The 25,877-nt window shown below is 38.1% G+C and carries 21 protein-coding genes; 18 read left to right on the top strand and 3 right to left on the bottom strand.

Going from position 1 to position 25,877, the window contains the following annotated elements:
* Nucleotides 1-40: 40 nt before the first annotated feature.
* From ACORHV_RS02535 to ACORHV_RS02570, 8 genes are all read left to right on the top strand, one after another.
* Nucleotides 41-973: an alpha/beta fold hydrolase gene (locus tag ACORHV_RS02535; RefSeq protein ID WP_185776158.1), complete on the top strand. Its 933-nt coding sequence runs from the start codon at nucleotides 41-43 to the stop codon at nucleotides 971-973.
* A gap of 51 nt (nucleotides 974-1,024) precedes the next feature.
* Nucleotides 1,025-1,570: a histidine phosphatase family protein gene (locus ACORHV_RS02540; RefSeq protein ID WP_434398670.1), complete on the top strand. Its 546-nt coding sequence runs from the start codon at nucleotides 1,025-1,027 to the stop codon at nucleotides 1,568-1,570.
* A 319-nt stretch (nucleotides 1,571-1,889) separates the two neighbouring features.
* Nucleotides 1,890-2,882 carry an ABC transporter ATP-binding protein gene (locus ACORHV_RS02545; RefSeq protein ID WP_001240789.1) on the top strand — a complete coding sequence of 331 codons (993 nt, stop codon included), beginning with the start codon at nucleotides 1,890-1,892 and terminating at the stop codon, nucleotides 2,880-2,882.
* Between the two features lies 1 nt (nucleotide 2,883).
* Nucleotides 2,884-3,702: an ABC transporter permease gene (locus ACORHV_RS02550; protein ID WP_000240154.1), complete on the top strand. Its 819-nt coding sequence runs from the start codon at nucleotides 2,884-2,886 to the stop codon at nucleotides 3,700-3,702.
* A gap of 1 nt (nucleotide 3,703) precedes the next feature.
* Nucleotides 3,704-4,489, top strand: a complete 786-nt coding sequence (locus ACORHV_RS02555; protein ID WP_000760749.1) for an ABC transporter permease — start codon at nucleotides 3,704-3,706, stop codon at nucleotides 4,487-4,489.
* 430 nt (nucleotides 4,490-4,919) lie between these two features.
* Nucleotides 4,920-11,408 (top strand): S8 family peptidase, encoded by a 6,489-nt coding sequence (locus ACORHV_RS02560; protein WP_434398674.1) that lies wholly within the window; start codon nucleotides 4,920-4,922, stop codon nucleotides 11,406-11,408.
* A 407-nt stretch (nucleotides 11,409-11,815) separates the two neighbouring features.
* Nucleotides 11,816-12,715, top strand: a complete 900-nt coding sequence (locus tag ACORHV_RS02565) for a DUF6287 domain-containing protein (protein WP_001034439.1) — start codon at nucleotides 11,816-11,818, stop codon at nucleotides 12,713-12,715.
* Between the two features lie 223 nt (nucleotides 12,716-12,938).
* Entirely contained in the window at nucleotides 12,939-13,256 is a 318-nt protein-coding gene (locus ACORHV_RS02570; RefSeq protein ID WP_008289485.1) for a hypothetical protein, read from the top strand.
* A gap of 31 nt (nucleotides 13,257-13,287) precedes the next feature.
* Here ACORHV_RS02570 and ACORHV_RS02575 read toward each other — a convergent pair whose 3' ends face one another.
* Entirely contained in the window at nucleotides 13,288-15,087 is a 1,800-nt protein-coding gene (locus ACORHV_RS02575) for an N-acetylmuramoyl-L-alanine amidase (protein ID WP_000734928.1), read from the bottom strand.
* A 48-nt stretch (nucleotides 15,088-15,135) separates the two neighbouring features.
* Nucleotides 15,136-16,044, bottom strand: coding sequence for a LysR family transcriptional regulator (locus tag ACORHV_RS02580; protein ID WP_001222590.1), 909 nt, complete (start codon nucleotides 16,042-16,044; stop codon nucleotides 15,136-15,138).
* A gap of 101 nt (nucleotides 16,045-16,145) precedes the next feature.
* Here ACORHV_RS02580 and ACORHV_RS02585 point away from each other — a divergent pair, with 101 nt between their 5' ends.
* The 3 genes from ACORHV_RS02585 (at nucleotide 16,146) to ACORHV_RS02595 (ending at nucleotide 17,076) form a co-directional block, all read left to right on the top strand.
* Entirely contained in the window at nucleotides 16,146-16,379 is a 234-nt protein-coding gene (locus ACORHV_RS02585; RefSeq protein ID WP_002874361.1) for a YqgQ family protein, read from the top strand.
* A complete protein-coding gene (locus ACORHV_RS02590) occupies nucleotides 16,376-16,756 on the top strand; it encodes a rhodanese-like domain-containing protein (protein ID WP_000158115.1) in 381 nt (126 codons plus the stop codon). The genes ACORHV_RS02585 and ACORHV_RS02590 overlap by 4 nt, the downstream gene beginning before the upstream one ends.
* Nucleotides 16,757-16,842: 86 nt before the next feature.
* Nucleotides 16,843-17,076, top strand: coding sequence for a hypothetical protein (locus ACORHV_RS02595; RefSeq protein WP_001088138.1), 234 nt, complete (start codon nucleotides 16,843-16,845; stop codon nucleotides 17,074-17,076).
* A gap of 40 nt (nucleotides 17,077-17,116) precedes the next feature.
* On the opposite strand, the gene ACORHV_RS02600 is transcribed toward ACORHV_RS02595, so the two are convergent.
* On the bottom strand, nucleotides 17,117-17,842 hold the full coding sequence (locus tag ACORHV_RS02600; protein WP_247940678.1) for a 16S rRNA pseudouridine(516) synthase: 726 nt from the start codon (nucleotides 17,840-17,842) through the stop codon (nucleotides 17,117-17,119).
* Between the two features lie 158 nt (nucleotides 17,843-18,000).
* Between ACORHV_RS02600 and typA the strand changes: the two genes are divergently transcribed.
* From typA to ACORHV_RS02635, 7 genes are all read left to right on the top strand, one after another.
* A complete protein-coding gene (typA, locus tag ACORHV_RS02605; RefSeq protein ID WP_000164104.1) occupies nucleotides 18,001-19,842 on the top strand; it encodes a translational GTPase TypA in 1,842 nt (613 codons plus the stop codon).
* A gap of 19 nt (nucleotides 19,843-19,861) precedes the next feature.
* Nucleotides 19,862-20,116, top strand: a complete 255-nt coding sequence (locus ACORHV_RS02610; RefSeq protein ID WP_434398680.1) for a DUF3165 family protein — start codon at nucleotides 19,862-19,864, stop codon at nucleotides 20,114-20,116.
* A 198-nt stretch (nucleotides 20,117-20,314) separates the two neighbouring features.
* Nucleotides 20,315-20,617 (top strand): lactococcin 972 family bacteriocin, encoded by a 303-nt coding sequence (locus tag ACORHV_RS02615; RefSeq protein WP_434398682.1) that lies wholly within the window; start codon nucleotides 20,315-20,317, stop codon nucleotides 20,615-20,617.
* Nucleotides 20,618-20,687: 70 nt separating this feature from the next.
* On the top strand, nucleotides 20,688-22,709 hold the full coding sequence (locus tag ACORHV_RS02620) for a bacteriocin-associated integral membrane family protein (RefSeq protein ID WP_434398684.1): 2,022 nt from the start codon (nucleotides 20,688-20,690) through the stop codon (nucleotides 22,707-22,709).
* A 1-nt stretch (nucleotide 22,710) separates the two neighbouring features.
* Nucleotides 22,711-23,352, top strand: a complete 642-nt coding sequence (locus ACORHV_RS02625; RefSeq protein ID WP_000571296.1) for an ABC transporter ATP-binding protein — start codon at nucleotides 22,711-22,713, stop codon at nucleotides 23,350-23,352.
* Between the two features lie 103 nt (nucleotides 23,353-23,455).
* Nucleotides 23,456-24,808: a UDP-N-acetylmuramoyl-L-alanine--D-glutamate ligase gene (gene murD, locus ACORHV_RS02630; RefSeq protein WP_434398686.1), complete on the top strand. Its 1,353-nt coding sequence runs from the start codon at nucleotides 23,456-23,458 to the stop codon at nucleotides 24,806-24,808.
* 1 nt (nucleotide 24,809) lies between these two features.
* Nucleotides 24,810-25,868 carry a UDP-N-acetylglucosamine--N-acetylmuramyl-(pentapeptide) pyrophosphoryl-undecaprenol N-acetylglucosamine transferase gene (locus ACORHV_RS02635; RefSeq protein ID WP_434398688.1) on the top strand — a complete coding sequence of 353 codons (1,059 nt, stop codon included), beginning with the start codon at nucleotides 24,810-24,812 and terminating at the stop codon, nucleotides 25,866-25,868.
* Nucleotides 25,869-25,877 lie beyond the last annotated feature (9 nt).

A 25,877-nucleotide genomic window follows, 5' to 3' on the forward strand; every position in this document is an offset into this window, starting at 1 on the left:
TTAAGTTGCTAAAAGGTTCTATTTTTTGTACAATAATGCTATGAAAATACTGAAAAAATGGTTTCTTGGCATTCTTAGTTTCATTCTTTTGTTTTTACTCGCTACATTCATCTTTCACCGTATCAGTTTGGAAAAGGAAGAAGCCTCACTGATACCTATGGGGCAACAAGTTCTCGTCAATGGACATCAAATAAATGTTTACGTTGAAGGGGATGGTCCTGAGACTATAGTAGTTCTCTCAGGTGCTGGTATTGCTTCTCCAATATTGGATTTTAAAGAAGTATCGGAATCCTTATCGAAACAGTATAAGCTAGTTATCGTGGAGAGGGCGGGATATGGTTATAGTGATGATAGCAATCATTCAAGAGATGTGATGGAGGTTTTGTCTGAGACTCGCCAAGCTCTTTCCCAAGCAAATATCACAGGGCCGTTTATCATTCTGTCTCATTCCATGGCTAGTCTAGAGAGTTTGGCTTGGCAGGAGAAGTATCCTGATGAAGTGAAAGCCTTGATTGGTCTGGATTGGGCACTGCCGTCAAGTTATGAGAATTTAAAGGATAATCAGGCCTTGCTCACTGTGGCATATTGGAGTAGCAAGATTGGTTTATTACGCTATTTACCTGAGTCTTTTTATATAAAAAATCAAACTCTGACCGAAAATGAACGAAAACAATATAAACTTCTAGCTTATAAGCAGTTGATGTCACAAGCCATGCTTTATGAATCTCAAACGGTAAAGGAAAATGCTAAGAAAGTTCCCTCTAGCATCAATCCGAAAATTCCCACCTTATTACTGGTATCTAACGGCGAAGGCACCAGTTTTAGCCAATCAGAATGGCAACGTTATGCAGAGAGATTTGCAAGCGACCAGTCTAATGTTCAAGTCGTCTATATGGATGCGCCTCACGACCTCTATCATTATCAAAGCGATGCTATTGTTTCTCGCATTAAAGAATTTTTAGAGAATAATTGAGGGCTTAAAAATCCATTGAGACTGATGATAATAATTGAAAGGTAATGACTTATGAATAATTCTTATATTTTACTTAGACATGCTCATTCAAGATTTTCAAGTGATGATTTCAATAGAACTTTATCAGAAAAAGGATTCTCATCTCTTGACCAGTTAGATTTTTTGAATTCTTTTAATATTGATTATTATTTTTCTAGTCCTTATAAACGAGCATTTGAAACGATTAATAGCTCGCCAATTCAATTTGATAAAATAGTTCTTGATAATCGGTTACGAGAGCGAAAATTATCTTCAACCTTTATAAAAGATTCTGAGTTTGAAGACAGTATTAAATATTTATGGCAAAATCCTAGTGAATCTCTTTTAGAAGGGGAATCAAATCAAGACGCACTAGCTAGAGTACTAAATTTTTTAATGGAATTGGAAGAGAGATACTCAGAAAAAATGATTTTACTTAGTTCACACGGGAATTTGATAGGAATACTACTACATCACTTTGATTCCAGTTTTGATTATGAAAAATGGGAGCAGATGACCTTTCCAGATTGTTTTCTAATTGATAGAGATGGGATTGTGAAAAGAATTTTGAAAGATTAGTTCGTTGATTAAATAGTGAATCATATTGATCAAAATAGTTTGCTTTTTACAACTCGTAACCTGCCCATCGGGCAGGTCTTTTTGGTGTTTTAAGGAAACTATTAAACCAGAATTTTGGATTTAAAATAGCATTTTAAGAGTGAAATCTCTAATTTCATAATCTGTAGGCAAACGCTTGCATTCCGTTTTTTATTGGACTATAATAGGTTGGTATAAAGCCTTCTGTAAGAATAACAATTAGAAAGTTTAGAAAGTAAGGACTTAGAATATTTGTAGTCAAAAATACAATGTTGCTATTCCTTGCGATAGGGAGATAGATATGGCAATGATAGAAGTGGAACATCTTCAGAAAAATTTTGTGAAGACTGTTAAGGAACCAGGCTTGAAAGGGGCTTTGCGCTCCTTTATTCATCCTGAAAAGCAGACCTTTGAAGCGGTCAAGGATTTGACTTTTGAGGTACCCAAGGGCCAAATTCTAGGTTTTATCGGCGCAAATGGTGCTGGGAAGTCAACAACCATCAAAATGCTGACAGGGATTTTAAAACCGACATCTGGTTTTTGTCGGATTAACGGCAAGATTCCGCAGGACAATCGTCAGGATTATGTTAAAGATATTGGTGTGGTCTTTGGACAACGTACCCAGCTATGGTGGGATTTGGCTCTGCAAGAGACCTATACGGTCTTAAAAGAGATTTACGATGTGCCGGACTCGCTCTTTCATAAACGCATGGACTTTTTGAATGAAGTCTTGGATTTGAAGGACTTTATCAAAGACCCCGTGCGGACTCTTTCACTGGGGCAACGGATGCGGGCGGATATTGCGGCTTCCTTGCTCCACAATCCTAAAGTTCTCTTTTTAGATGAGCCGACCATTGGTTTGGACGTTTCGGTCAAGGACAACATTCGTCGGGCTATTACCCAGATCAATCAGGAGGAAGAAACAACTATCCTCTTGACCACTCACGACCTGAGCGACATTGAGCAACTCTGTGATCGAATTTTTATGATTGATAAGGGGCAAGAGATTTTTGATGGAACGGTTAGCCAGCTCAAGGAGACCTTTGGCAAGATGAAGACTCTTTCCTTTGAACTGCTACCAGGTCAAAGTCATCTCCTTTCTCACTATGAAGGCCTGCCTGATATGACCATTGATAGACAAGGAAATAGCCTCAATATTGAATTTGATAGTTCCCGCTACCAGTCAGCTGATATTATCAAGCAAACCCTGTCTGATTTTGAAATTCGCGATTTGAAGATGTTGGATACGGATATTGAGGATATTATCCGTCGCTTCTACCGAAAGGAGCTCTAAGATGGTCAAATTGTGGAGACGTTATAAACCCTTTATCAATGCAGGGATTCAGGAGTTGATTACCTATCGAGTCAACTTTCTACTTTATCGGATTGGGGATGTTATGGGAGCTTTTGTTGCTTTCTATCTCTGGAAGGCTGTCTTTGATTCCTCGCAAGAATCTTTGATTCAGGGCTTTAGTATGGCAGACATCACCCTATACATCATCATGAGCTTTGTGACTAATCTTTTGACTAGGTCGGACAGCTCCTTTATGATCGGGGAGGAGGTCAAGGATGGTTCCATTATCATGCGCTTGTTGCGACCAGTGCATTTTGCGGCCTCTTATCTCTTTACGGAGCTTGGTTCCAAGTGGTTGATTTTTATCTCTGTTGGACTGCCATTTTTAAGTGTCATTGTCTTGATGAAAATCTTATCAGGACAAGGAATTGTAGAATTGCTGGGCTTAACCATCCTTTATCTTTTTAGCTTAACTCTAGCCTACCTAATCAACTTTTTCTTTAATATCTGCTTTGGATTTTCAGCCTTTGTCTTTAAAAATCTATGGGGTTCCAATCTACTCAAGACTTCTATAGTGGCCTTTATGTCTGGAAGTCTGATTCCCTTGGCTTTCTTTCCAAAGATTGTTTCTGATATTTTGTCCTTCTTGCCTTTTTCATCTTTGATTTATACTCCAGTTATGATCATTGTTGGGAAATACGATGCCAGTCAGATTCTTCAAGCACTCTTGCTACAGTTCTTCTGGCTCATAGTGATGGTGGGCTTGTCTCAGTTGATATGGAAACGAGTCCAGTCCTTTATCACTATTCAAGGAGGTTAGTATGAAAAAATATCAACGCATGCATTTGATTTTTATCAGACAATACATCAAGCAAATCATGGAATACAAGGTCGATTTTGTGGTGGGCGTGTTAGGAGTTTTTCTGACTCAAGGCCTGAACCTCTTGTTTCTCAATGTGCTCTTTCAACACATTCCTTCCTTAGAAGGCTGGACTTTTCAAGAAATCGCCTTTATCTATGGATTTTCCTTAATTCCCAAGGGACTAGATCATCTCTTTTTTGACAATCTCTGGGCTCTGGGGCAACGTTTGGTGCGAAAAGGTGAGTTTGATAAGTATCTGACGCGTCCTATCAATCCTCTTTTTCACATCTTGGTTGAGACCTTTCAGATTGATGCCTTGGGCGAACTTTTGGTCGGAGGTATTTTGCTAGCGACAACGGTAACTAGTATTGCTTGGACTTTTCCCAAATTCCTGCTTTTCTTAGTCTGCATTCCTTTTGCGACCTTGATCTATACTTCCTTGAAAATCGCGACTGCCAGCATCGCTTTTTGGACCAAGCAGTCAGGTGCCATGATTTATATTTTCTATATGTTTAATGATTTTGCCAAGTACCCGATTTCCATTTACAATTCGCTCCTTCGTTGGTTGATTAGCTTTATCGTACCTTTCGCCTTTACAGCCTACTATCCTGCCAGCTATTTCTTGCAGGATAAAGACGGGCTCTTTAACATTGGTGGGTTGATTTTGATTTCCCTTGTTTTCTTTGTTATTTCTTTAAAACTCTGGGACAGGGGCTTGGACGCATACGAAAGTGCGGGTTCGTAAGATATAAAATAGGATGAGATTTAAACATTAAATATGTTACAAACAACCGTTGAAAATTATAGCGGTTGTTTTTGCATGTTTATTAAGGCATATATTCTATCCATACCCCTTTTTGCGATTTTGGTAATTATTCCAGTTGATTGCTACTATTTTTGATGGGAGGAATGAGTTTATATTGTACCCAGTTAACTATAATATTTATTGACTAACCTATTTGTTAACATGGATTAAAAAAAAAATTAACCTGGGTTAATTTTTCTTGACTTAAATTTTTTTAATTGATATACTATTTTTCAGAGAGCTAACAATTATATATAAATGTACTACTCTATCCCACTAGATAATACGTCATAAAACTTTTTATAACAAAGGCTAGCAAAGTTAAAGTTTTCTATCTATTGGGTTTAAAATAAAAAATGAAGGAATTATAATGAAAAAAAGTACGGTATTGTCATTAACTACTGCTGCAGTTATTTTAGCAGCATATGCCCCCAATGAGGTAATTTTAGCAGATGCACCTAGTTCTGAAGATGCTTTAAGAATTTCTGATAAAGAAAAAGTAGTAGCAGATGCACCTAGTTCTGAAGATGCTTTAAAAATTTCTGGTAAAGAAAAAGTAGTAGCAGATAAAGAAACAGAAAACAATGAACAATCTGAAGATATTCATAATGTTATAGAAACTTCAAAGGATATTGAGGAGAAGAAGACAACAGTTATTGAGGAAAAAGAGGTTGTTAGTAGAAAGTCTGAGATAGACAAAAAAACTAGTAACGAAGGAGCAAGTATCAAAGAAGACTCCAAGCAACCCAAAGGAGATGATGCGGACTCATTTGTAAATAAAGATACAGAAAATCCGAAAAAAGAAGATAAACTTGTCTATATTGCTGAATTTAAAGATAAAGAATCTGGAGAAAAAGCAATCAAGGAACTATCCAATCTTAAGGATACAAAAGTTTTATATACCTATAATACGATTTTTAATGGCGCTGCCATTGAAACAACTCCAGATAATTTGGACAAAATTAAACAAATAGAAGGTGTTTCGTCGGTTGAACGATCACAAAAAGTCCAACCAATGATGAATCATGCCAGAAAGGAAATTGGAGTTGAGGAAGCTATTGATTACCTAAAGTCTATTAATGCTCCATTTGGGAAAAATTTTGATGGTAGAGGTATGGTTATTTCAAATATCGATACTGGAACAGATTATAGGCATAAGGCTATGAGAATCGATGATGATGCCAAAGACTCGATGAAATTTAAAAAAGATGACTTAAAAGGCACTGATAAAAATTATTGGTTGAGTGATAAAATCCCTCATGCGTTCAATTATTATAATGGTGGTAAAATCACTGTAGAAAAATATGATGATGGAAGGGATTATTTTGACCCACATGGGATGCATATTGCAGGGATTCTTGCTGGAAATGATACTGAAAAAGACATCAAGAACTTTAATGGCATAGATGGAATTGCGCCTAATGCACAAATTTTCTCTTATAAAATGTACTCTGACGCAGGATCTGGGTTCGCGGGTGATGAAACAATGTTTCATGCTATTGAAGATTCGATCAAACACAATGTCGATGTTGTTTCGGTATCATCTGGCTTTACGGGAACAGGTCTTGTAGGCGAGAAATATTGGGAGGCTATTAGAGCATTAAGAAAAGCTGGAATCCCAATGGTTGTTGCTACAGGTAATTTTGCGACTTCTGCTTCAAGTTCTTCTTGGGATTTAGTAGCCAATAATAATCTGAAAATGACAGATACTGGAAATGTAACACGAACTGCCGCACATGAAGATGCGATAGCGGTCGCTTCTGCTAAAAATCAAACCATTGAGTTTGATAAGGTTAACATTGGAGGACAAAGTTTTAAATACAGAAATATAGGAGCTTTTTTCGATAAAAATAAAATCCTAACAAATGAGGATGGGTCAAAAACTCCAAATAAATTAAAATTTGTATATATAGGCAAAGGTCAAGACAAAGATTTGATAGGCTTGGATCTTAAGGGCAAAATTGCAGTAATGGATAGAATTTATACCAAGGATTTAAAAGATGCTTTTAAAAGAGCAACGGATAAAGGCGCACGTGCCATTATGGTTGTAAATACTGTAAATTACTACAATAGAGATAATTGGACAGACCTTCCAGCTATGGGATATGAAGCGGATGAAGGGACTACTAGTCAAGTATTTTCAATTTCAGGAGATGATGGTGTAAAATTATGGAACATGATTAACCCTGATAAAAAAACTGAAGTCAAAAGAAATAATAAGGAAGATTTTAAAGATAACTTAGAACAATACTATCCAATTGATATGGAAAGCTATAATTCTAATAAACCGAATGTAGGTGATGAAAAAGAAATTGACTTTAAATTTGCAGCTGACACAGACAAAGAACTTTATAAAGAAGATATTATAGTCCCAGCAGGGTCTACATCTTGGGGGCCAAGAACAGACTTGCTTTTAAAACCGGATGTTTCAGCACCTGGTAAAAATATTAAATCCACTCTAAATGTTATCAATGGTAAATCCACTTATGGTTATATGTCAGGAACTAGTATGGCAACTCCAATCGTAGCAGCTTCTACTGTTTTGATTCGACCAAAATTAAAGGAATTGCTTGAAAGACCTGTCTTGAAAAATCTTAAGGGAGATGACAAAATAGACCTTACAAGTCTTACAAAAATAGCCTTACAAAATACTGCAAGACCGATGATGGATGCAACCTCTTGGAAAGAAAAGAGTCAATACTTTGCATCACCTAGACAACAGGGAGCAGGTCTAATTAATGTTGCCAACGCTTTGAGAAATGAAGTTGTAGCAACTTTCAAAAATACAGATTCTAAAGGTTTGGTAAATTCATATGGTTCCATTTCTCTTAAAGAAATAAAAGGTGATAAAAAATACTTTACAATTAAGCTTCACAATACCTCAAACAGACCTTTAACCTTTAAAGTTTCTGCATCAACTGTAACTACAGATGCTCTAACTGATAGGCTAAAACTCGATGAAACATATAAAGATGAAAAATCTCCGGACGGGAAGCAAATTGTTCCAGAAATTCACCCAGAAAAAGTCAAAGGAGCAAATATCACATTTGAGCATGATACTTTCACTATAGGTCCAAATTCCAGCTTTGATTTAAATGCGGTTATAAATGTTGGAGAAGCTAAAAACAAAAATAAATTTGTAGAATCATTTATTCATTTTGAGTCAGTGGAAGAAATGGAAGCTCTAAACTCCAACGGTAAGAAAAGAAACTTCCAACCTTCTTTGTCGATGCCTCTAATGGGATTTGCTGGGAATTGGAACCACGAACCAATCCTTGATAAATGGGCCTGGGAAGAAGGATCAAAATCAAAAGCAATGGAAGGTTATGATGATGATGGTAAACCAAAAATTCCAGGTACCTTAAATAAGGGGATTGGTGGAGAACATGGTATAGATAAATTTAATCCAGCAGGAGTTATCCAAAATAGAAAAGATAAAAATACAACATCCCTAGATCAAAATCCAGAATTATTTGCTTTCAATAACGAAGGAATCAACGCACCTTCATCAAGTGGCTCTAATATTGCTAAAATCTATCCTTTAGATTCAAATGGAAATCCTCAAGATGCTCAACTTGAGAGAGGATTAACGCCTTCTCCACTTGTATTAAGAAGTGCAGAAGAAGGGGTGATTTCAATAGTAAATACAAATAAAGAAGGAGAAAATCAAAAAGACTTAAAAGTCATTTCGAGAGAACACTTTATTAAAGGAATTTTAAACTCTAAAAGAAATGATGCAAAGGGCATTAAATCTTCTAAGCTAAAAGTTTGGGGTGACTTGAAATGGGATGGACTCATTTATAACCCTAGAGGTAGAGAAGAAAATGCCCCAGAAAGTAATGACAAAAAAGATCCTGCTACTAAGATACGAGGACAATTTGAACCGATTGCGGAAGGCCAATATTTCTATAAATTTAAATATAGATTAACCAAGGATTACCCATGGCAGGTTTCCTATATTCCTGTAAAAATTGATAACACCCCTCCAAAGATTGTTTCAATTGATTTTTCAAACCCTGGAAAAATTAAGTTAATTACAAAGGATACTTATCACAAGGTCAAAGAGCAATATAAGAATGAAACGCTATTTGCGAGAGATCAAAAAGAACATCCTGAAAAATTTGACGAGATTGCCAACGAAGTTTGGTATGCTGGGGCCGCTCTTGTTAATGAAGATGGAGAGGTTGAGAAAAATCTTGAAGTCACTTATGCAGGTGAGGGTCAAGGACGAAATAGAAAACTTGACAAAGACGGAAATACCATTTATGAAATTAAAGGTGCAGGAGATTTAAGAGGAAAAATCATTGAAGTGATTGCATTAGACGGTTCTAGCAATTTCACAAAGATTCATAGAATTAAATTTGCTGATCATGCTGATAAAAATGGGATGATTTCCTATTATCTAGTAGATCCTGATCAAGATTCATCTAAATACCAAAAGCTTGGCGAGATTTCCGAATCTAAATTTAAAAATTTAGAAAATAGAAAAGAGGATAGTCTTAAAAAAGATACAACTGAAGTAGAACATCATCAAGAAAATGAAGAGGCTACCGAAGAAAAATCTAGCTTGACTATTCATAAAACAATTTCAACAATTAGAGACTTTGAAAGCAAAGATTTAAAGAAACTCATTAAAAAGAAATTTAGAGAAGTTGATGACTTTACAAGTGAAACTGGTAAGAGAATAGAGGAATACGATTATAAATACGATGATAAGGGAAATATCATTGCTTATGACGATGGTAGTGCCTTAGAATATGAAACTGAAAAACTTGATGAAATCAAATCAAAAATTTATGGCATTCTAAACCCATCTAAAGATGGACACTTTGAAATTCTTGGAAAGATCAGTAATGTTTCTAAAAATGCCAAGGTATACTATGGAAATAACTATAAATCGATAGAAATCAAAACGACCAAGTATGATTCCCATTCAAAAACGATGACATTTGATTTATACGCTAATATTAATGATATTGTGGATGGATTAGCTTTTGCAGGAGATATGAGGTTTTTTGTCAAAGATGATGGTCAGATAAAAGCTGAAACTAAAATTAGAATGCCTGAAAAAAATAAGGAAACTAAAGCAGAATATCCGTATGCATCAAGTTATGGGAATGTAATAGAATTAGGAGAAGGAGATCTTTCAAAAAATAAACCAAATAATTTAACGGACATGGAATCTGGTAAAATCTATTCTGATTCAGAAAAACAACAATATCTATTAAAGGATAACATCATTCTGAGAAAAGGCTATGCACTAAAAGTGACTACCTATAATCCTGGAAAAACGGATATGTTAGAAGGGAATGGAGTCTATAACAAGGAAGATATAGCAAAAATCCAAAAGGCCAATCCTAATCTAAGAGTTTTATCAGAAACAACAATTTATGCTGATAGTAGAAATGTTGAAGATGGAAGAAGTACTCAATCAGTATTAATGTCGGCTTTGGACGGCTTTAACATTGTAAGGTATCAAGTGTTTACATTTAAAATGAATGATAAAGGGGAGGCAATCGATAACGATGGAAATCTTGTGACAGATCCTTCTAAACTTGTATTATTTGGTAAGGATGGTAAAGAGTACACAGGAGAGGATAAGTCCAATGTAGAAGCTATAAAAGAAGATGGCTCTACGTTATTTATTGATGCAAAACCAGTAAATCTTTCAATGGACAAGAACTACTTTAATCCATCTAAAACTAATAAAATTTATGTACGAAATCCAGAATTTTATTTAAGAGGTAAGATTTCTGATAAGGGTGGTTTTAACTGGGAGTTGAGAGTTAATGAATCGGTTGTAGATAATTATTTAATCTACGGAGATTTACACATTGATAACACTAGAGATTTTAACATTAAGCTTAATGTTAAAGACGGTGACATCATGGACTGGGGGATGAAAGACTATAAAGCAAACGGATTCCCAGATAAGGTAACAGATATGGATGGAAATGTTTATCTTCAAACTGGCTATAGCGATTTGAATGCGAAAGCGGTTGGAGTACATTATCAATTTTTATATGATAATGTCAAACCAGAAGTAAACATTGATCCTAAGGGAAATACTAGTATCGAATATGCTAACGGAAAATCTGTAGTCTTTAACATCAATGATAAAAGAAATAACGGATTCGATGGTGAGATTCAAGAACAACATATTTATGTAAATGGAAAAGAATATAAATCATTTGATGATATTAAACAACTAACAGATAAGACACTAAACATTAAGATTGTTGTAAAAGATTTTGCAAGAAATACAACCGTAAAAGAATTCATTTTAAATAAAGACACGGGAGAGGTAAGTGAATTAAAACCTCATAGGGTAACTGTGACCATTCAAAATGGAAAAGAAATGAGTTCAACGATAGTGTCGGAAGAAGATTTTATGTTACCTGTCTATAAGGGTGAATTAGAAAAAGGATACCAATTTGATGGTTGGGAAATTTCTGGTTTCGAAGGGAAAAAAGACGCCGGCTATGTTCTTAATCTATCAAAAGATACCTTTATAAAACCTGTATTCAAGAAAATAGAGGAGAAAAAGGAGGAGGAAAATAAACCTACTTTTGATGTATCCAAAAAGAAAGAAAAAACACAATCTGATTCAACTAATGATGTCAACAGCATTGTTTCTGATGAAAATGATAAAAACTTTGAAATTGACAAGAACGTTTATCTAAATGAACAAGGAAACGTAACTAATAAAAATACCAACATCAATAGTAAATCAACTAGTAACAATCCTAATGAGTTGCCAAAAACCGGAACAGCAAGCGGAGCCCAGACACTATTAACTGCCGGAATCATGTTTATAGTAGGAGCTTTTCTTGGAATGAAGAGAAAAAATAAAGATTAAGACAAAAGCTATAGAAAAAATGGTTTATGTACTGAGATTAGATAGTGAGGTGATGACATAGTTTTGTGAAAGTATTGATTTATAAATATATTATTTAGATTTCTATGAAAATGGGAGATTTAAAAGAGATATATGTAAAAGCCTTGTCTCAGGACAGGCTTTTTCTAATGGAGATGGGTTCTGTTTAACGTCTGTGTCTCCTGCTTATAAATAAAAACTAAAATTTATATTTTTGTGGTATAATATATATTAACAAGTACTTGTTTTCGTTCCGTTTTAGAGGACTATAGGCTGTTAATCATTTTAGAATTTTTTGCATAGATTTTCTAAAAATTATAAAAATCCATGGATAATAACGGATGAAGTCTCGTAAGCTTGGCTGAATAGAAATCAAAAAGGAGAAAATTATGAATAAGAAAGAATGGGTAAAACAATTTGAGGAGGTCAATGGCCGCAAGCCGACTGCATCAGAATTAGCAGAGGCGCAGTCAACTAAAAAGTTTGCGAGAGGAACTAGAAACATTAAAATCTATATTGGGTTAGTCCTCGGTATTTTGGTTGCTATAATCCTAGTAAGTGTTTTCTCGCATTCTTTGATTGGAAAGAAAGAGTCAAATCAAGCATCGTCTGCTGTTTCAACTACAGAGTCAACAAGTCAATCGTCTACAAGCCAAGGAAAAACAGATGAGGCTGATAAGGATAAACAAGAGGAAATTCAGAAACTCAAGGATCAACTGACTGCTTTAGATACCAAAATTACTGAAGCAGAAGCACTTGTTAGCAAGTTAAAGAAAGAAACTACCGTTCCAAAACTAGATATTGAAGCAATCAAGAACAATGATTTGTCTAGTTTAGAAGGCACTTGGCGTAGTCAATCTGGTAATGAATACATTATTAAGAATTCTGGAGAAGTAGATGCGACTTGGTTTACAAATGATCAAAAGTACGAATCTGTAGTTGGATTAAAGGTATCAAAAGGTCAAGATAGTCGTAACCCTGAGACAGCTTCTATCAGTGCGTGGGTAAAAGATTCTGTTGCTGGAGGATTTGTAGTAGTTGCTGTTCCAAGTGGAGTTGTTATGCAACCTGCTGATGATGGAAAGATTACGGATAAAAGCAATCATGCTGAAGAAAGACTACTTTCGGGCCAAGATTATGGATCGATGTTAATGAAACCAGAAGATGTTTACTATCGTGTGAAACCAGATACCAGTAAACTTGAGGAAGCAGAAAAGAACTTAGCTCAACTACAAGCAGATCGAGAAGCAATCAAATCTTCTCTAGAGTCAAAGGAAAAGAAAAACTAGATGGTATTTGTTCAAAAATACTGTTACAATCGGCAAAATCAAGAAGTCCATTAGGGCTTTTTTTCTTTTATCACTACTATTCAACCACATAGACAGAGATATTGACCAGATAGGCAAAAGGTCTTGTTCTTGAAAAATTCCTCTGCTATAATGATTCATGTAAGGGCGTGAGAGGTCAGTATCAGACAACTCAAGAACCAAAAAAGAAAATGGAGACAAAAAAATGAAAAAATTATTAGGACTTGTATTTTTAGTAGCAGCAGCGCTAGTATTGTATTTTGGATCTGTTGGCTGGCCAAGTTTGGATGTCAATCTCTGGTCACTGATTCCAGTTGGCTTGTTCCTCTATTTCACTCTAGAAAATCTTTTGAAAAAAGACTATAAGGCTAGTCTGATGTGCTTGATTATTGCCTTTATCATTGCAAATGCTATTTTTGATCTCTTGCCAATTTCAAGTGGTTTGGTGATTGGTGCCGGTGTGTTAGCTTGTGTAGGAATTGGCTACCTCTTTCCTGATAAAGATAAAAAAGAAGACAAATAGAAAAGTCTCGAGAAACCTCGAGACTTTATTTTTATTTACCAGCGTAATATTTTTGAATCCCTTTTACGATGCCTGCGACCAGTTTATCTTGGTAGCGACTATCTCTGATTTGTTGGCTTTCAGTGAAATTATCCATATAACCAAGTTCAAGGAGGACGGCTGGTTTGGCTGTTTCGCGTAGTACGGCAAAACTTCTTTCTAACTGACCAGCATCCTTAGCCCCTGTTTCGGCTAAGAGAGAGGAGTGGATAGCAGCAGCGAGGCGCTTACTTTCACTAATGCGATCAGGATGGTTGTGCCAGTATTGATTAATCTTACTTGGATAATCAGGTTCATCGCTATAGGAGTAGGTTTGAATACCGCTCGCTTTTGAATATGCGTTTCCAGTTGCATTGAAGTGGATACTGATAAAAATGTCAGAGTTGGTTTTGTTGACCATACGGGAACGTTCTGTAATGAAATCTACATCAATATCACTATCACGTGAGGTGAGAACCTTGTAGCCTAGTTCTTCTAACTTGGTGCGAAGTTTACGGTAGATTTGCATATTGAGATCTTTTTCAGCTACATTGTAGTAAAAGGCGCCAGAATCTCGACCACCGTGTCCGGGATCGAGGAAGATGGTGTTACTGTATTGGCCTTTTACAAATCCACCCTCAGTTGAAACTTCAGAAATCCATTTCCCATCTTTTTGGAAGAGATGGTCTTTTCCAGAAATCTTGTGAATTCCTGTAACATAGCGACCATTTTCATCCAAATAGTAACGCCCTTTGTCTTGACTATCATCGATCCACTCGTTTTTGGCCATATAGCCACCAGACTTGAGATAATAAGCTCCAATCCACTCCTGATTTGCATAATGCCCATTCGCTTTTAGATAGAACCAGCTCTTATAAGTCTTGTCGAAGATCCATTCTTTTTCAGCCATGGCCCCACTGGTCTTGAGGTAGTAGCTTCCTTGCCATTTATCTGCTAGCATTCCCCCATCATGAGTAAAAGAGTACCAAGAGCCCTGGATTTTTTGCCACTTGTCTTGGACGTATCTGCCTGAATCGCTAGCATAGAACCAAGTATCCTTGATTTTGACCCAGTTGTTTTCTGCCATAGCTCCACTCTTCTTAAAGAGGTAGCCCTTGAAGGTTGTTTCGCTCAACATCCTTCCTTCTTTGTCAAAATAGTACCAAGTACCCTTGATTTTCTCCCATTTGTCTTGAGAGATTTTTCCTGACGGCAGAACGTAGTACCAAACGTGATTGACCTCTTGCCAACCTTGAGATACCATGGCTCCACTTTGACCTAAGAAATAGCCATCAATGCTTGTATTGCTGAGCATGATTCCAGTTTGGTCAAAATAGTACCAAGCACCATTGATTTTTTTCCAAGCATTTTGAGTTAATCGTCCAGAAGGAGCAGCGTAATACCATTGATTCTCCAATTTGGTCCAGCTATTTTCCACCATAGCACCCTCTTGGTCAAAGGCATAACCTTTATAGATAGTGGACTGGAGACGGTCACCATTTTGGTCGAAGTAGTACCATTTGCCTTGAATTTTTTTCCAGTTCACTGCAGGTTGGTCATCTTGGTAGAAGCGCCAGTGGTAGTTTTCTTGGTACCAGCCCTCTTTTTTGGGTTTGGCTTCTTGCGCATCTACTTTTGGAAGAACTTCGGGTTCTGTATTCTCCTTAACAATAGCATCTTTTTGATCATCTTTGGATTGCTTTTCTTTAACAGCAGAAGGAGTTTGTGATTGGTTTTCTTCTGCAGAGACGGGAGCTAATATAGATCCTGCTATTGACAGAATCAGAGCACTGGCAAGTAGTAACTTTTTCACTTTCTATTTCCTAACTTTTTCTCTTTCCCTTTTAATCTTTATTTTTTATCAATTATCGAATTGAACTTCTTCTAGTAGATACTCGATAAAGCGTTCGCCCATCTTAGACAGGCTGGTTTTTTCATGCTGGATATAGACTAGTTCAATCGGGTCGTCAATGTCCAGTGGAATGGAAACGATATTGTCTCCGTTAAGGTTGCTGTTCAAAATCCCTGTTGCAATCGTGTAACCATCCAAACCAATCAAGAGATTAAAGAGGGTGGCACGGTCGCTGACTACGATAGATTTTTTGTGGTATTCCTGAGAGAGAATCTCTTCAGAGAAGTAGAAGGAGTTGTGAGTCCCTTGGTCATAGCTGAGGTAAGGGAAGTTCTCCAAGTCTTCTAGTTTAACCTTATCTTTCTTTGCCAGAGGATTGGTCTTGCTGACGAAGATATGGGGCTGGGCTGTAAAAAGATGGTGGGCCAAGAGGTGGTTGTCATCCAGCATTTTCGTTAAAACATCACGGTTATAACTATTCAAAAAGAGGACACCGACCTCACTACGGAAGTTCTTGACATCGTCGATAATCTCCCAAGTCCGAGTTTCACGAAGGAAGAGCTCGTATTTTTCCATATCACTTTTCTTGAGTAGGGATACAAAGGCATTGACCACAAAGGCATAGTGTTGAGACGAAACGCTAAAGAGTTCGCGGTGGGCGACAGGATTTTTATAGCGTTCCTCCAGAAGCTGGGTTTGCTCAACGACCTGACGGGCATAGGAGAGAAACTCCATCCCATCACGGGTTAAGGTAATGCCCTTGGGATTGCGGATAAAGATTTCAATGCCCATTTCATTTTCCAAGTCTCGAACGGCATTGGAGAGACTAGGTTGGGTGATAAAGAGTTGCTTAGCTGCTTCATTCATAGAGCCAGTTTCGACGATTTTGATAATATAGTGTAATTGTTGAATTCTCATGCTTTTATTGTACCATACTTGCGGAAGAATGGGCAATGAAGACGAAGAAAATAGGGGGAAGAGCCGGTCCAGTATTGAAAAAAAGTCTAAAATCTGTTAGAATGAAAGCTATGAAAACATTCTATGATGTGCAGCAATTTCTCAAACAGTTTGGCATTATTGTCTATGTGGGGAAGCGCTTGTATGATATTGAACTGATGAAGCTCGAACTCTCTCGGATCTATGATGCAGGTCTGATGGACAAGCTAGACTATCTAGAGGCAGAAGCTGTTCTTCGTAGAGAGCACAAGATAGAATTAGACTACATAGAGAAAAATGGAGATAAGAACTTATGACAATTTGGATTTTGTGGGGAATCGTACTAGCGATGGCGGCATGGATGGGGTATAACTACCTTCGTATTCGTCGTGCGGCTAAGATTGTAGACAATGCAGAGTTTGAAGCCTTGATTCGGAAAGGGCAATTGATTGATGTCCGTGATGCAGCAGAATTTCACAGAAAACATATCCTCGGAGCTCGCAATATTCCTTCAAATCAGTTGAAGTCAAGCCTTGCAGCTCTTCGCAAGGATAAACCTGTCCTTCTCTACGAAAACCAACGCGGACAACGAGTGACCAATGCAGCCCTCTATCTGAAAAAGCAAGGTTTTTCTGAGATTTATATCCTTTCTTATGGATTGGATTCTTGGATTGGAAAGGTCAAGACGAGCTAACATTCTGTTAAAAACTGTTTAATGATAGATAAATCTTGCGTTTTATGGTATCATCATTTATATTAAATTTAAGGAGATTTTGTAATATGAATTCACAACAAAAGAAAAAACCTTCACTTATTTTAGGTATCTTATCTATCGTCCTTGGTTTGCTTTCTCCAATAGTGGGTCTGATTTTGGGGATCATAGGATTGGTCTTGGCTTTTTCATACCAAAAAGAATCTGGACTGGACTATAAAACAGAAAAAATTCTCAATATCGTAGGACTTGTAGTTTCTGTTCTTAACTGGATTCTAGCAATCGCAATAGTTTTTAGATAAGTAAAAACAAAAAAAGCTTTAAACATAAAGCTTTTTTCTTTTATCCACTTTTCTCTAAGTAGTTTTTAATGATTTCCGATTCCTCTGGATTCAAGGGACGGTATTGCCCTTCTGCTAGTTCTGGGTCTAATGTAAAGTCACCGAATTGGATTCGTTTTAGGGCAGTCACCTTGACACCAACTGATAGAAACATCTTCTTGACTTGATGAAATTTGCCCTCAGAGATAGTGATGGAGGCCCGGCTCTCTGTTGGGCTTGCGGACAGAATTTCAAGCTGAGCAGGTTTACAAGTGGTCCCATCTAAAAAGACAATTCCATCCTTGAACTTTTGGATATGGTCTGACGTGAGCGGTCCGTTTACTACCACTTGATAGGATTTATCGACATGGTACTGGGGATGAAGGAGTTGGAAGCCAAGAGGTCCATTGTCTGTCAAAAGCAGCAGTCCCGTGGTATCGCGGTCTAATCTGCCGACAGCATAGAGCTGGTCAGACTGGATGTCAGGTGGGAGTAGGTCCATGACGGTTGGCAGTTTCTTATCCTTGCTAGCTGTAACGACTCCGTTTGGCTTATGAAGCATGAGATAGTTGTGCTCGTATCCTTGAATCTGCCGTCCTTGAAAGACTAGTTTTTGCAATCCTGTATCAACATTTTGGGCGAGGGAGCGAGCTGGATAATCATCCACTAGGATTTCTTTTTTTAACAGAGCCTGTTTCATAGCCTTGCGACTGACCATTTCTTGGGCTAATAATCTATCTAAACGCATACCAGCTTATCATATCATAAGTCTCTGACTTTGAAAAGAGTTGCCTTGACTAGAAAAGCAGAGTGAAAACATTTACACTTAGCTGAACTGTGATTTTTGAATGAGACTGTGGTATAATTGTTCAGTTAGAAATAAAAATTTAAATATTAGAGGAAATCATGACAAAATTAAGAGAAGATATCCGTAACATTGCGATTATCGCCCACGTTGACCACGGGAAAACAACCCTCGTTGACGAATTGTTGAAACAATCAGAAACGCTTGATGCACGTACTGAATTGGCAGAGCGCGCTATGGACTCAAACGATATCGAAAAAGAGCGTGGAATTACAATTCTTGCCAAAAATACTGCTGTAGCATACAATGGCACACGCATCAACATCATGGACACACCAGGACACGCGGACTTCGGTGGAGAAGTTGAGCGTATCATGAAAATGGTTGATGGTGTCGTTTTGGTCGTAGATGCCTACGAAGGAACCATGCCACAGACTCGTTTCGTATTGAAAAAAGCCTTGGAACAAGACCTAGTTCCAATTGTGGTTGTTAATAAAATCGATAAGCCATCAGCTCGTCCAGCAGAAGTAGTGGACGAAGTCTTGGAACTTTTCATCGAGCTTGGTGCAGATGACGACCAGCTTGACTTCCCAGTGGTGTATGCTTCAGCTATCAACGGGACATCTTCATTGTCAGATGATCCAGCTGACCAAGAAGCTACGATGGCGCCAATCTTTGACACCATTATCGATCATATCCCAGCTCCAGTAGACAACTCAGATGAGCCTTTGCAGTTCCAAGTGTCACTTTTGGACTACAATGACTTCGTAGGTCGTATCGGTATCGGTCGTGTCTTCCGTGGTAGTGTGAAAGTTGGGGACCAAGTTACCCTTTCTAAACTAGATGGTACAACGAAGAACTTCCGTGTTACAAAACTCTTTGGTTTCTTTGGTTTGGAACGTCGTGAAATCCAAGAAGCAAAAGCAGGTGACTTGATTGCCGTTTCAGGTATGGAAGATATCTTTGTTGGTGAGACGATTACACCGACAGATGCAGTTGAGCCTCTTCCAATCCTACACATCGATGAGCCAACTCTTCAAATGACCTTCTTGGTCAACAACTCACCATTTGCTGGTAAAGAAGGTAAATGGGTGACTTCTCGTAAGGTGGAAGAACGCTTGCAAGCAGAATTGCAAACAGACGTTTCCCTTCGTGTTGACCCAACGGACTCACCAGATAAATGGACTGTTTCAGGACGTGGAGAATTGCACTTGTCAATCCTGATCGAAACCATGCGTCGTGAGGGTTATGAGCTTCAAGTATCTCGTCCAGAAGTTATCGTAAAAGAAATCGACGGTGTTAAATGTGAGCCATTTGAACGTGTTCAAATCGATACTCCAGAAGAATACCAAGGTTCTGTTATCCAAAGCCTTTCTGAACGTAAGGGTGAAATGTTGGATATGATTTCAACCGGTAATGGTCAAACTCGTTTGGTCTTCCTTGTTCCAGCGCGTGGTTTGATTGGATACTCAACTGAGTTCTTGTCAATGACTCGTGGTTACGGTATCATGAACCATACCTTTGACCAATACTTGCCATTGATTCCAGGTGAAATTGGGGGACGTCATCGTGGTGCCCTTGTTTCCATCGATGCTGGTAAGGCAACAACCTATTCAATCATGTCTATCGAAGAACGTGGAACCATCTTTGTCAACCCAGGTACTGAGGTTTACGAAGGAATGATCATCGGTGAAAACTCTCGTGAGAACGACTTGACAGTTAACATCACTAAGGCCAAACAAATGACCAACGTTCGTTCTGCAACCAAGGACCAAACAGCTGTTATCAAGACACCACGTATCTTGACACTTGAAGAGTCTCTTGAGTTCTTGAATGACGATGAGTACATGGAAGTAACGCCTGAGTCTATCCGTTTGCGTAAACAAATCCTTAACAAGGCAGAGCGTGAGAAAGCCAACAAGAAGAAAAAATCAGCTGAATAAGAGCTAGAAAGAGATAAAGATGATCTATTTAATCATAGGGATACTCTTATTACTACTCTATGTATTTGCGACACCTCAAAGTATTAAAGGAACAGTCAACATCGTTATCTTGGTCTTTGTAGTTGTTGCACTCTTGATTTTGCTGATGTTGTCCATCTTGCAAATATTCCAATTACCGACAGAATTCTTTGTCACAATAGCCATGCTTGCCCTTGCCTACTTTAGCTTGAGAGATATTACACTCATGCCAGTAAAAAAGGGTAAAAGAAGATAAAAGAAAGAGAGCTACGGCTCTCTTTTTTAGACTTAGACAGATAAAATTGTTAAAATATTTTTGTAAAATTTATTGACAAACTATGATAAAAATGATACCATAAACACAAAAGAAAACGTTTTCAAAAATTAGGGTAGGAGGAGGTTTTAATTATCGTCTTGTCACTCTGGGTGTGCTTGAATCGAAAGGAAAAATAAAATGAAAACGAAAAAACATAGATTACTCGCTCTAGCTCTTATTTCAAGCTTTACATTAATGGGAGCCGTATCAGCTGCTGTACAATATCCAGATGGAGGAGTATGGACATACGGAGAAGGTTCAGGAGGTGGTTGGGCTTTTTCAAATTACTATCATGGTAAAAAATATCATTATTCTTCTCTTGTAAGTAGATGGAATAGTCATTCAGATAAAGGAGAAGCAGTTGCAGGAAAAACCTCCTACGCATGGATCTGGACTGAATTTGGGGAACAAGTATCATTTTTCTATGACTATGACGACTAATATTTAGTTTTCTTAGATAATTCCCTTTGTAAGAAATTATAAGGGGAATTTTGTTTATAAGGAGTCTACTATGAAGAAACTATTCATATTATTATCAACTTTTTTTCTCAGCTTCTTCCTTGCTTGGATTATTGTCTTACGTGCGCCACAATATTTATATGCAAGCTATGATTCCGTCTCCTTACTTCGAGTCAAAAAAGATACTCAGGAACCGACGCGTGAGGTATTTGAACAGGAATTGGAGAATTTTGCAAACTCAGAACAGAGTTTAATAGCTAGAAGAATCGTAGAGCCGAGTAAGGATGGGACGACTCACTTTACTTATGCAACTTATGGTCAGGGAACTTTACCAAAAGAATTCCAAGAAGCTAGTCAAGAAAGTCGTGAACGGAGTGATCCACTAAATAGTTATCTCCTTTTGTCAGGCTCCTTGACGAAAGAAAAGCTTGCCGATAAATTAGGAGATTTGGGTTATAAAGCAATTCCTGACCGAAAGACACCGCCCTATACTCTTGCTTTTCGAATGTTACTAATTCCCCTTATTTTAATTAGTTTAGCAATATTTGGCTTATCTTTCTTTGCTTTAGTGATTATCACTCGTATTAAGGAAATGAGAGCTGCAGGTATAAAACTCTTTTCTGGTCAGACTCTCTTATCCATCATGGGGCATTCTTTATCGACTGATATCAAGTGGCTCCTTCTATCAGCACTCCTTTCCTTCCTAGGTGGGGGAGTCGTTCTTTTTAGTCAAGGTTTGTTTTATCCTATCTTGTTAGCCACCTATGGTTTTGGGATTAGTTTCTATCTGTTGTTTTTATTAGCGATTTCAATTTTACTAATGCTCCTTTATCTAATGAGTTTGAGTTACAAAGCATTAGTTCCTGTTATCAAGGGCAGATTACCACTTAAACGCTTGATGGCTTTAACCCTATTGTGTCAGTTAGTAGCTGTTTTTACAGTAGGCTACGCTGTTAAGACAGGCTTGACTTCTTACCAGCGTTTACAGGAACTCCAACTATCCAAGCAAGCGTGGGAAGATCGAGCAGATTATTACCAGATTTCCTTTGGGCTCGGTGATAGAGTAGAAAATGCGGAAAATCAGAGCAAGTGGTATGCCTTTGCCAAGGAAGCAATCGAAGAAGAACAAGCCCTTTATGTAAAGGATAATCTGTTCCATTTTGCCAATCCACAAGGAAAAAATGAACAGGGAGAGACACTGGATACCTATAGTCCAGATGCTAATACGCTCTATGTTAGTCCAAGTTATTTGGAGAAGGAAAAGGTCGTGGTAGATGCTGAGACCAAACAGAAGTTAGCCCATCTCCAAAAAGGGGAATTTGGACTCTTATTACCAGAATCTCTTCGTTCACAGGAAGCAGAACTTAAGAAAGTTTTTGAAGAAAGTTTAAACTCTTATGGACAATCAAGTGAGGATAAAGACGCTCCTTTAGAGTATGAAATGAGAGCGATTGTTAGTTATCTTCCAACTGGAGAAAAGCGGTTTGTTTATAATAACGGTGAAAACCCAGTATCCATCCAGTACTTAACCGATCCGATTTTAGTGGTATTCACGCCGACTTCTACAGGTGATAGTTTTATATCCTTATCTAGTTGGTCTATCAATGCTGGTAAGAATATCTTTATCAAAGGATATGAGAGTGGGCTAGAACTCTTGAAGAAAGCTGGAATTTATGAGCAAGTATCTTATCTTAAAGAAGGAAGAAGTGTTTATCTAACTCGTTATAATGAAGTGCAAACTGAAACAGCAACTTTAATCTTAGGAGCTATTGTTGGAATAGCTAGTTCCTTGTTACTCTTTTATTCTGTCAATCTTCTATATTTCGAGCAATTTCGTCGAGATATCTTGATTAAACGAATTTCAGGTTTACGATTTTTTGAAACACATGCTCAGTATATGGTTAGCCAATTTGCAAGTTTTGTATTCGGTGCGAGTCTCTTTATTTGGCGTAGTCGGGATGTGGTGATTGGATTGGTAACTTTATCGATATTCCTCGTTAGTGCTATACTGACTCTCTACCGTCAAGCACAGAAAGAATCTCGTGTTTCTATGACCATTATGAAAGGAAAATAGGATGATTGAACTAAAGAATATATCTAAAAAATTTGGAAGCCGTCAGCTATTTTCAGATACTAATCTTCAATTTGAAGGTGGGAAAATTTATGCCTTAATCGGTACAAGTGGCTGTGGTAAGACAACCCTCTTGAATATGATTGGACGATTAGAGCCATATGACAATGGAGAAATTATCTATGATGGCACTTCTCTTAAGGACATCAAGCCTTCTGTTTTCTTTAGAGATTACTTAGGATACTTATTTCAAGATTTTGGCTTAATTGAAAGTCAAACCATCAAAGAGAATCTCAATCTGGGTTTAGTTGGTAATAAGTTGAAAGAAAAAGAGAAAATCTCTTTGATGAAACAAGCTCTAAACCGTGTTAACCTCTCTTATTTAGATTTAAAGCAACCTATCTTTGAATTATCAGGAGGAGAAGCACAACGTGTTGCACTAGCGAAGATAATTTTAAAGGATCCACCTTTGATTCTCGCAGATGAACCAACCGCTTCCTTAGACCCCAAAAACTCTGAGGAATTACTTTCTATCCTAGAATCTTTAAAAAATCCGAATCGAACGATTATTATTGCGACCCACAATCCCCTGATTTGGGAACAAGTGGATCAAGTAATTCGAGTTACCGATTTATCTCATCGATGATAAGAGAACATTAAGTTAGAAGAAAGAGTCACAAATACACTTTGTGGCTTTTTTATTTCCATAAAAATGGTAAAATAGTAGGAGTAGAAATGGAGTTTGAGACATGAAAGTAATCGATCAATTTAAAAATAAGAAAGTACTTGTTTTAGGTTTGGCTAAGTCTGGTGAGTCTGCGGCCCGTTTGCTAGACAAGCTAGGTGCTATTGTGACAGTAAATGACGGCAAACCTTTTGAGGAAAATCCTGCTGCGCAAAGTTTGCTAGAAGAGGGAATCAAGGTTGTCACTGGTGGGCATCCTTTGGAATTGTTGGATGAGGATTTCGCTCTGATGGTGAAAAATCCAGGTATCCCGTATAGCAATCCCATGATTGAAAAGGCATTGGCAAAGGGGATTCCAGTCCTGACTGAGGTGGAATTGGCTTATTTGATTTCAGATGCGCCAATTATCGGTATCACTGGTTCAAATGGGAAAACAACCACAACGACGATGATTGGGGAAGTTTTAACTGCTGCCGGCCAACATGGTCTTTTGTCAGGGAACATCGGCTATCCTGCTAGTCAAGTGGCTCAAACTGCGACAGCCAAGGACACACTTGTCATGGAACTTTCTTCTTTCCAACTGATGGGTGTCCAAGAATTCCATCCTGAGATTGCGGTTATTACCAACCTCATGCCCACTCATATCGACTACCATGGTTCTTTTGAGGAGTATGTGGCAGCTAAGTGGAATATCCAGAACAAGATGACAGCGGATGATTTCCTTGTCTTGAACTTTAACCAAGATTTGGCAAAAGAATTGGCTACCAAAACACAAGCTACTGTTGTACCATTTTCAACACAGGAAAAGGTTGATGGGGCTTATCTGGAAGATGGTCAACTCTGCTTCCGTGGAGAAGTGGTCATGGCAGCTAGTGAAATCGGTGTACCAGGTAGCCACAATGTAGAAAATGCCCTTGCGACTATTGCTGTAGCCAAGCTCCGTGGTGTGGATAACCAAACCATCAAGGAAACTCTATCAGCCTTTGGTGGTGTCAAACACCGTCTCCAATTTGTTGATGAAATTCAGGGGGTCAAATTCTATAACGATAGCAAATCAACCAATATCTTGGCTACTCAAAAAGCCTTGTCAGGATTTGACAACAGTAAGGTTATCTTAATTGCAGGTGGTTTGGATCGAGGCAATGAGTTTGACGAATTGGTGCCAGATATTACTGGGCTCAAGAAGATGGTTATCCTCGGTCAATCTGCAGAACGTGTCAAACGGGCAGCAGAGAAGGCTGGTGTGGCTTATGTAGATGCGACAGATGTTGCTGATGCGACCCGCAAGGCTTATGAGCTCGCGACTCAAGGAGATGTGGTTCTCCTCAGTCCTGCCAATGCTAGCTGGGATATGTATGCTAACTTTGAAGTACGTGGAGATCTTTTCATCGACACAGTAGCGGAGTTAAAGGAATAATATGAAAAAAATTGTCTTTACAGGTGGGGGGACGGTTGGACATGTCACCCTCAACCTTTTGTTAATGCCTAAGTTCATCGAAGACGGCTGGGAAGTTCACTATATCGGTGACAAGCATGGAATTGAACACCAAGAAATCCTCAAGTCAGGCTTGAATGTGACCTTCCACTCTATTGCGACTGGGAAGTTGCGTCGTTACTTCTCCTGGCAAAACATGCTAGATGTCTTTAAAGTTGCTTGGGGTATCGTCCAATCCCTCTTTATCATGTTACGACTGCGTCCACAGGCTCTTTTTTCAAAGGGGGGCTTTGTCTCAGTACCGCCGGTTATCGCAGCGCGTGTGTCAGGGGTACCTGTCTTTATTCACGAATCGGACCTTTCTATGGGCTTGGCCAATAAAATCGCCTATAAATTTGCAACTAAGATGTATTCAACCTTTGAGCAAGCTGCTGGTCTCACAAAAGTCGAGCATGTGGGGGCAGTGACCAAGGTAACAGGTCAAGAGACGCCAGAACCAGACGAGTTGGTGGATATCAAAACCCACTTTGATCCTAAATTGCCAACCGTATTATTTGTCGGAGGTTCTGCAGGAGCTCGTGTATTTAACCAATTGGTGACAGATCATAAGCAAGAACTGACCGAACGCTACAATATTATCAATCTCACTGGAGATTCCAGCCTCAATGAGTTGAGTCAAAATCTCTTTCGTGTTGATTATGTGACAGATCTCTATCAACCCATGATGGAGATGGCAGATGTGGTGGTGACGCGTGGCGGGGCCAATACGATTTTCGAGCTCTTGGCCATGGCGAAACTCCATCTTATCGTACCATTGGGTCGTGAAGCAAGTCGAGGAGACCAGATTGAAAATGCAGCCTACTTTGTTAAGAAAGGCTACGCAGAAGAACTTCAAGAAAATGACTTGACCTTGGAAAGCTTGGAAGAGAAACTCAGTCACTTGCTTAGTCACAAGGATCAGTACCAAGCTAGTATGAAAGCTTCGACTGAATTGAAATCTCTTGCAGATTTTTACGATTTATTAAGAAAAGACCTAGCATAAGGAATATCA

The organism is Streptococcus sp. KHUD_016 (assembly GCF_051106465.1).
Lineage (GTDB): Bacteria > Bacillota > Bacilli > Lactobacillales > Streptococcaceae > Streptococcus.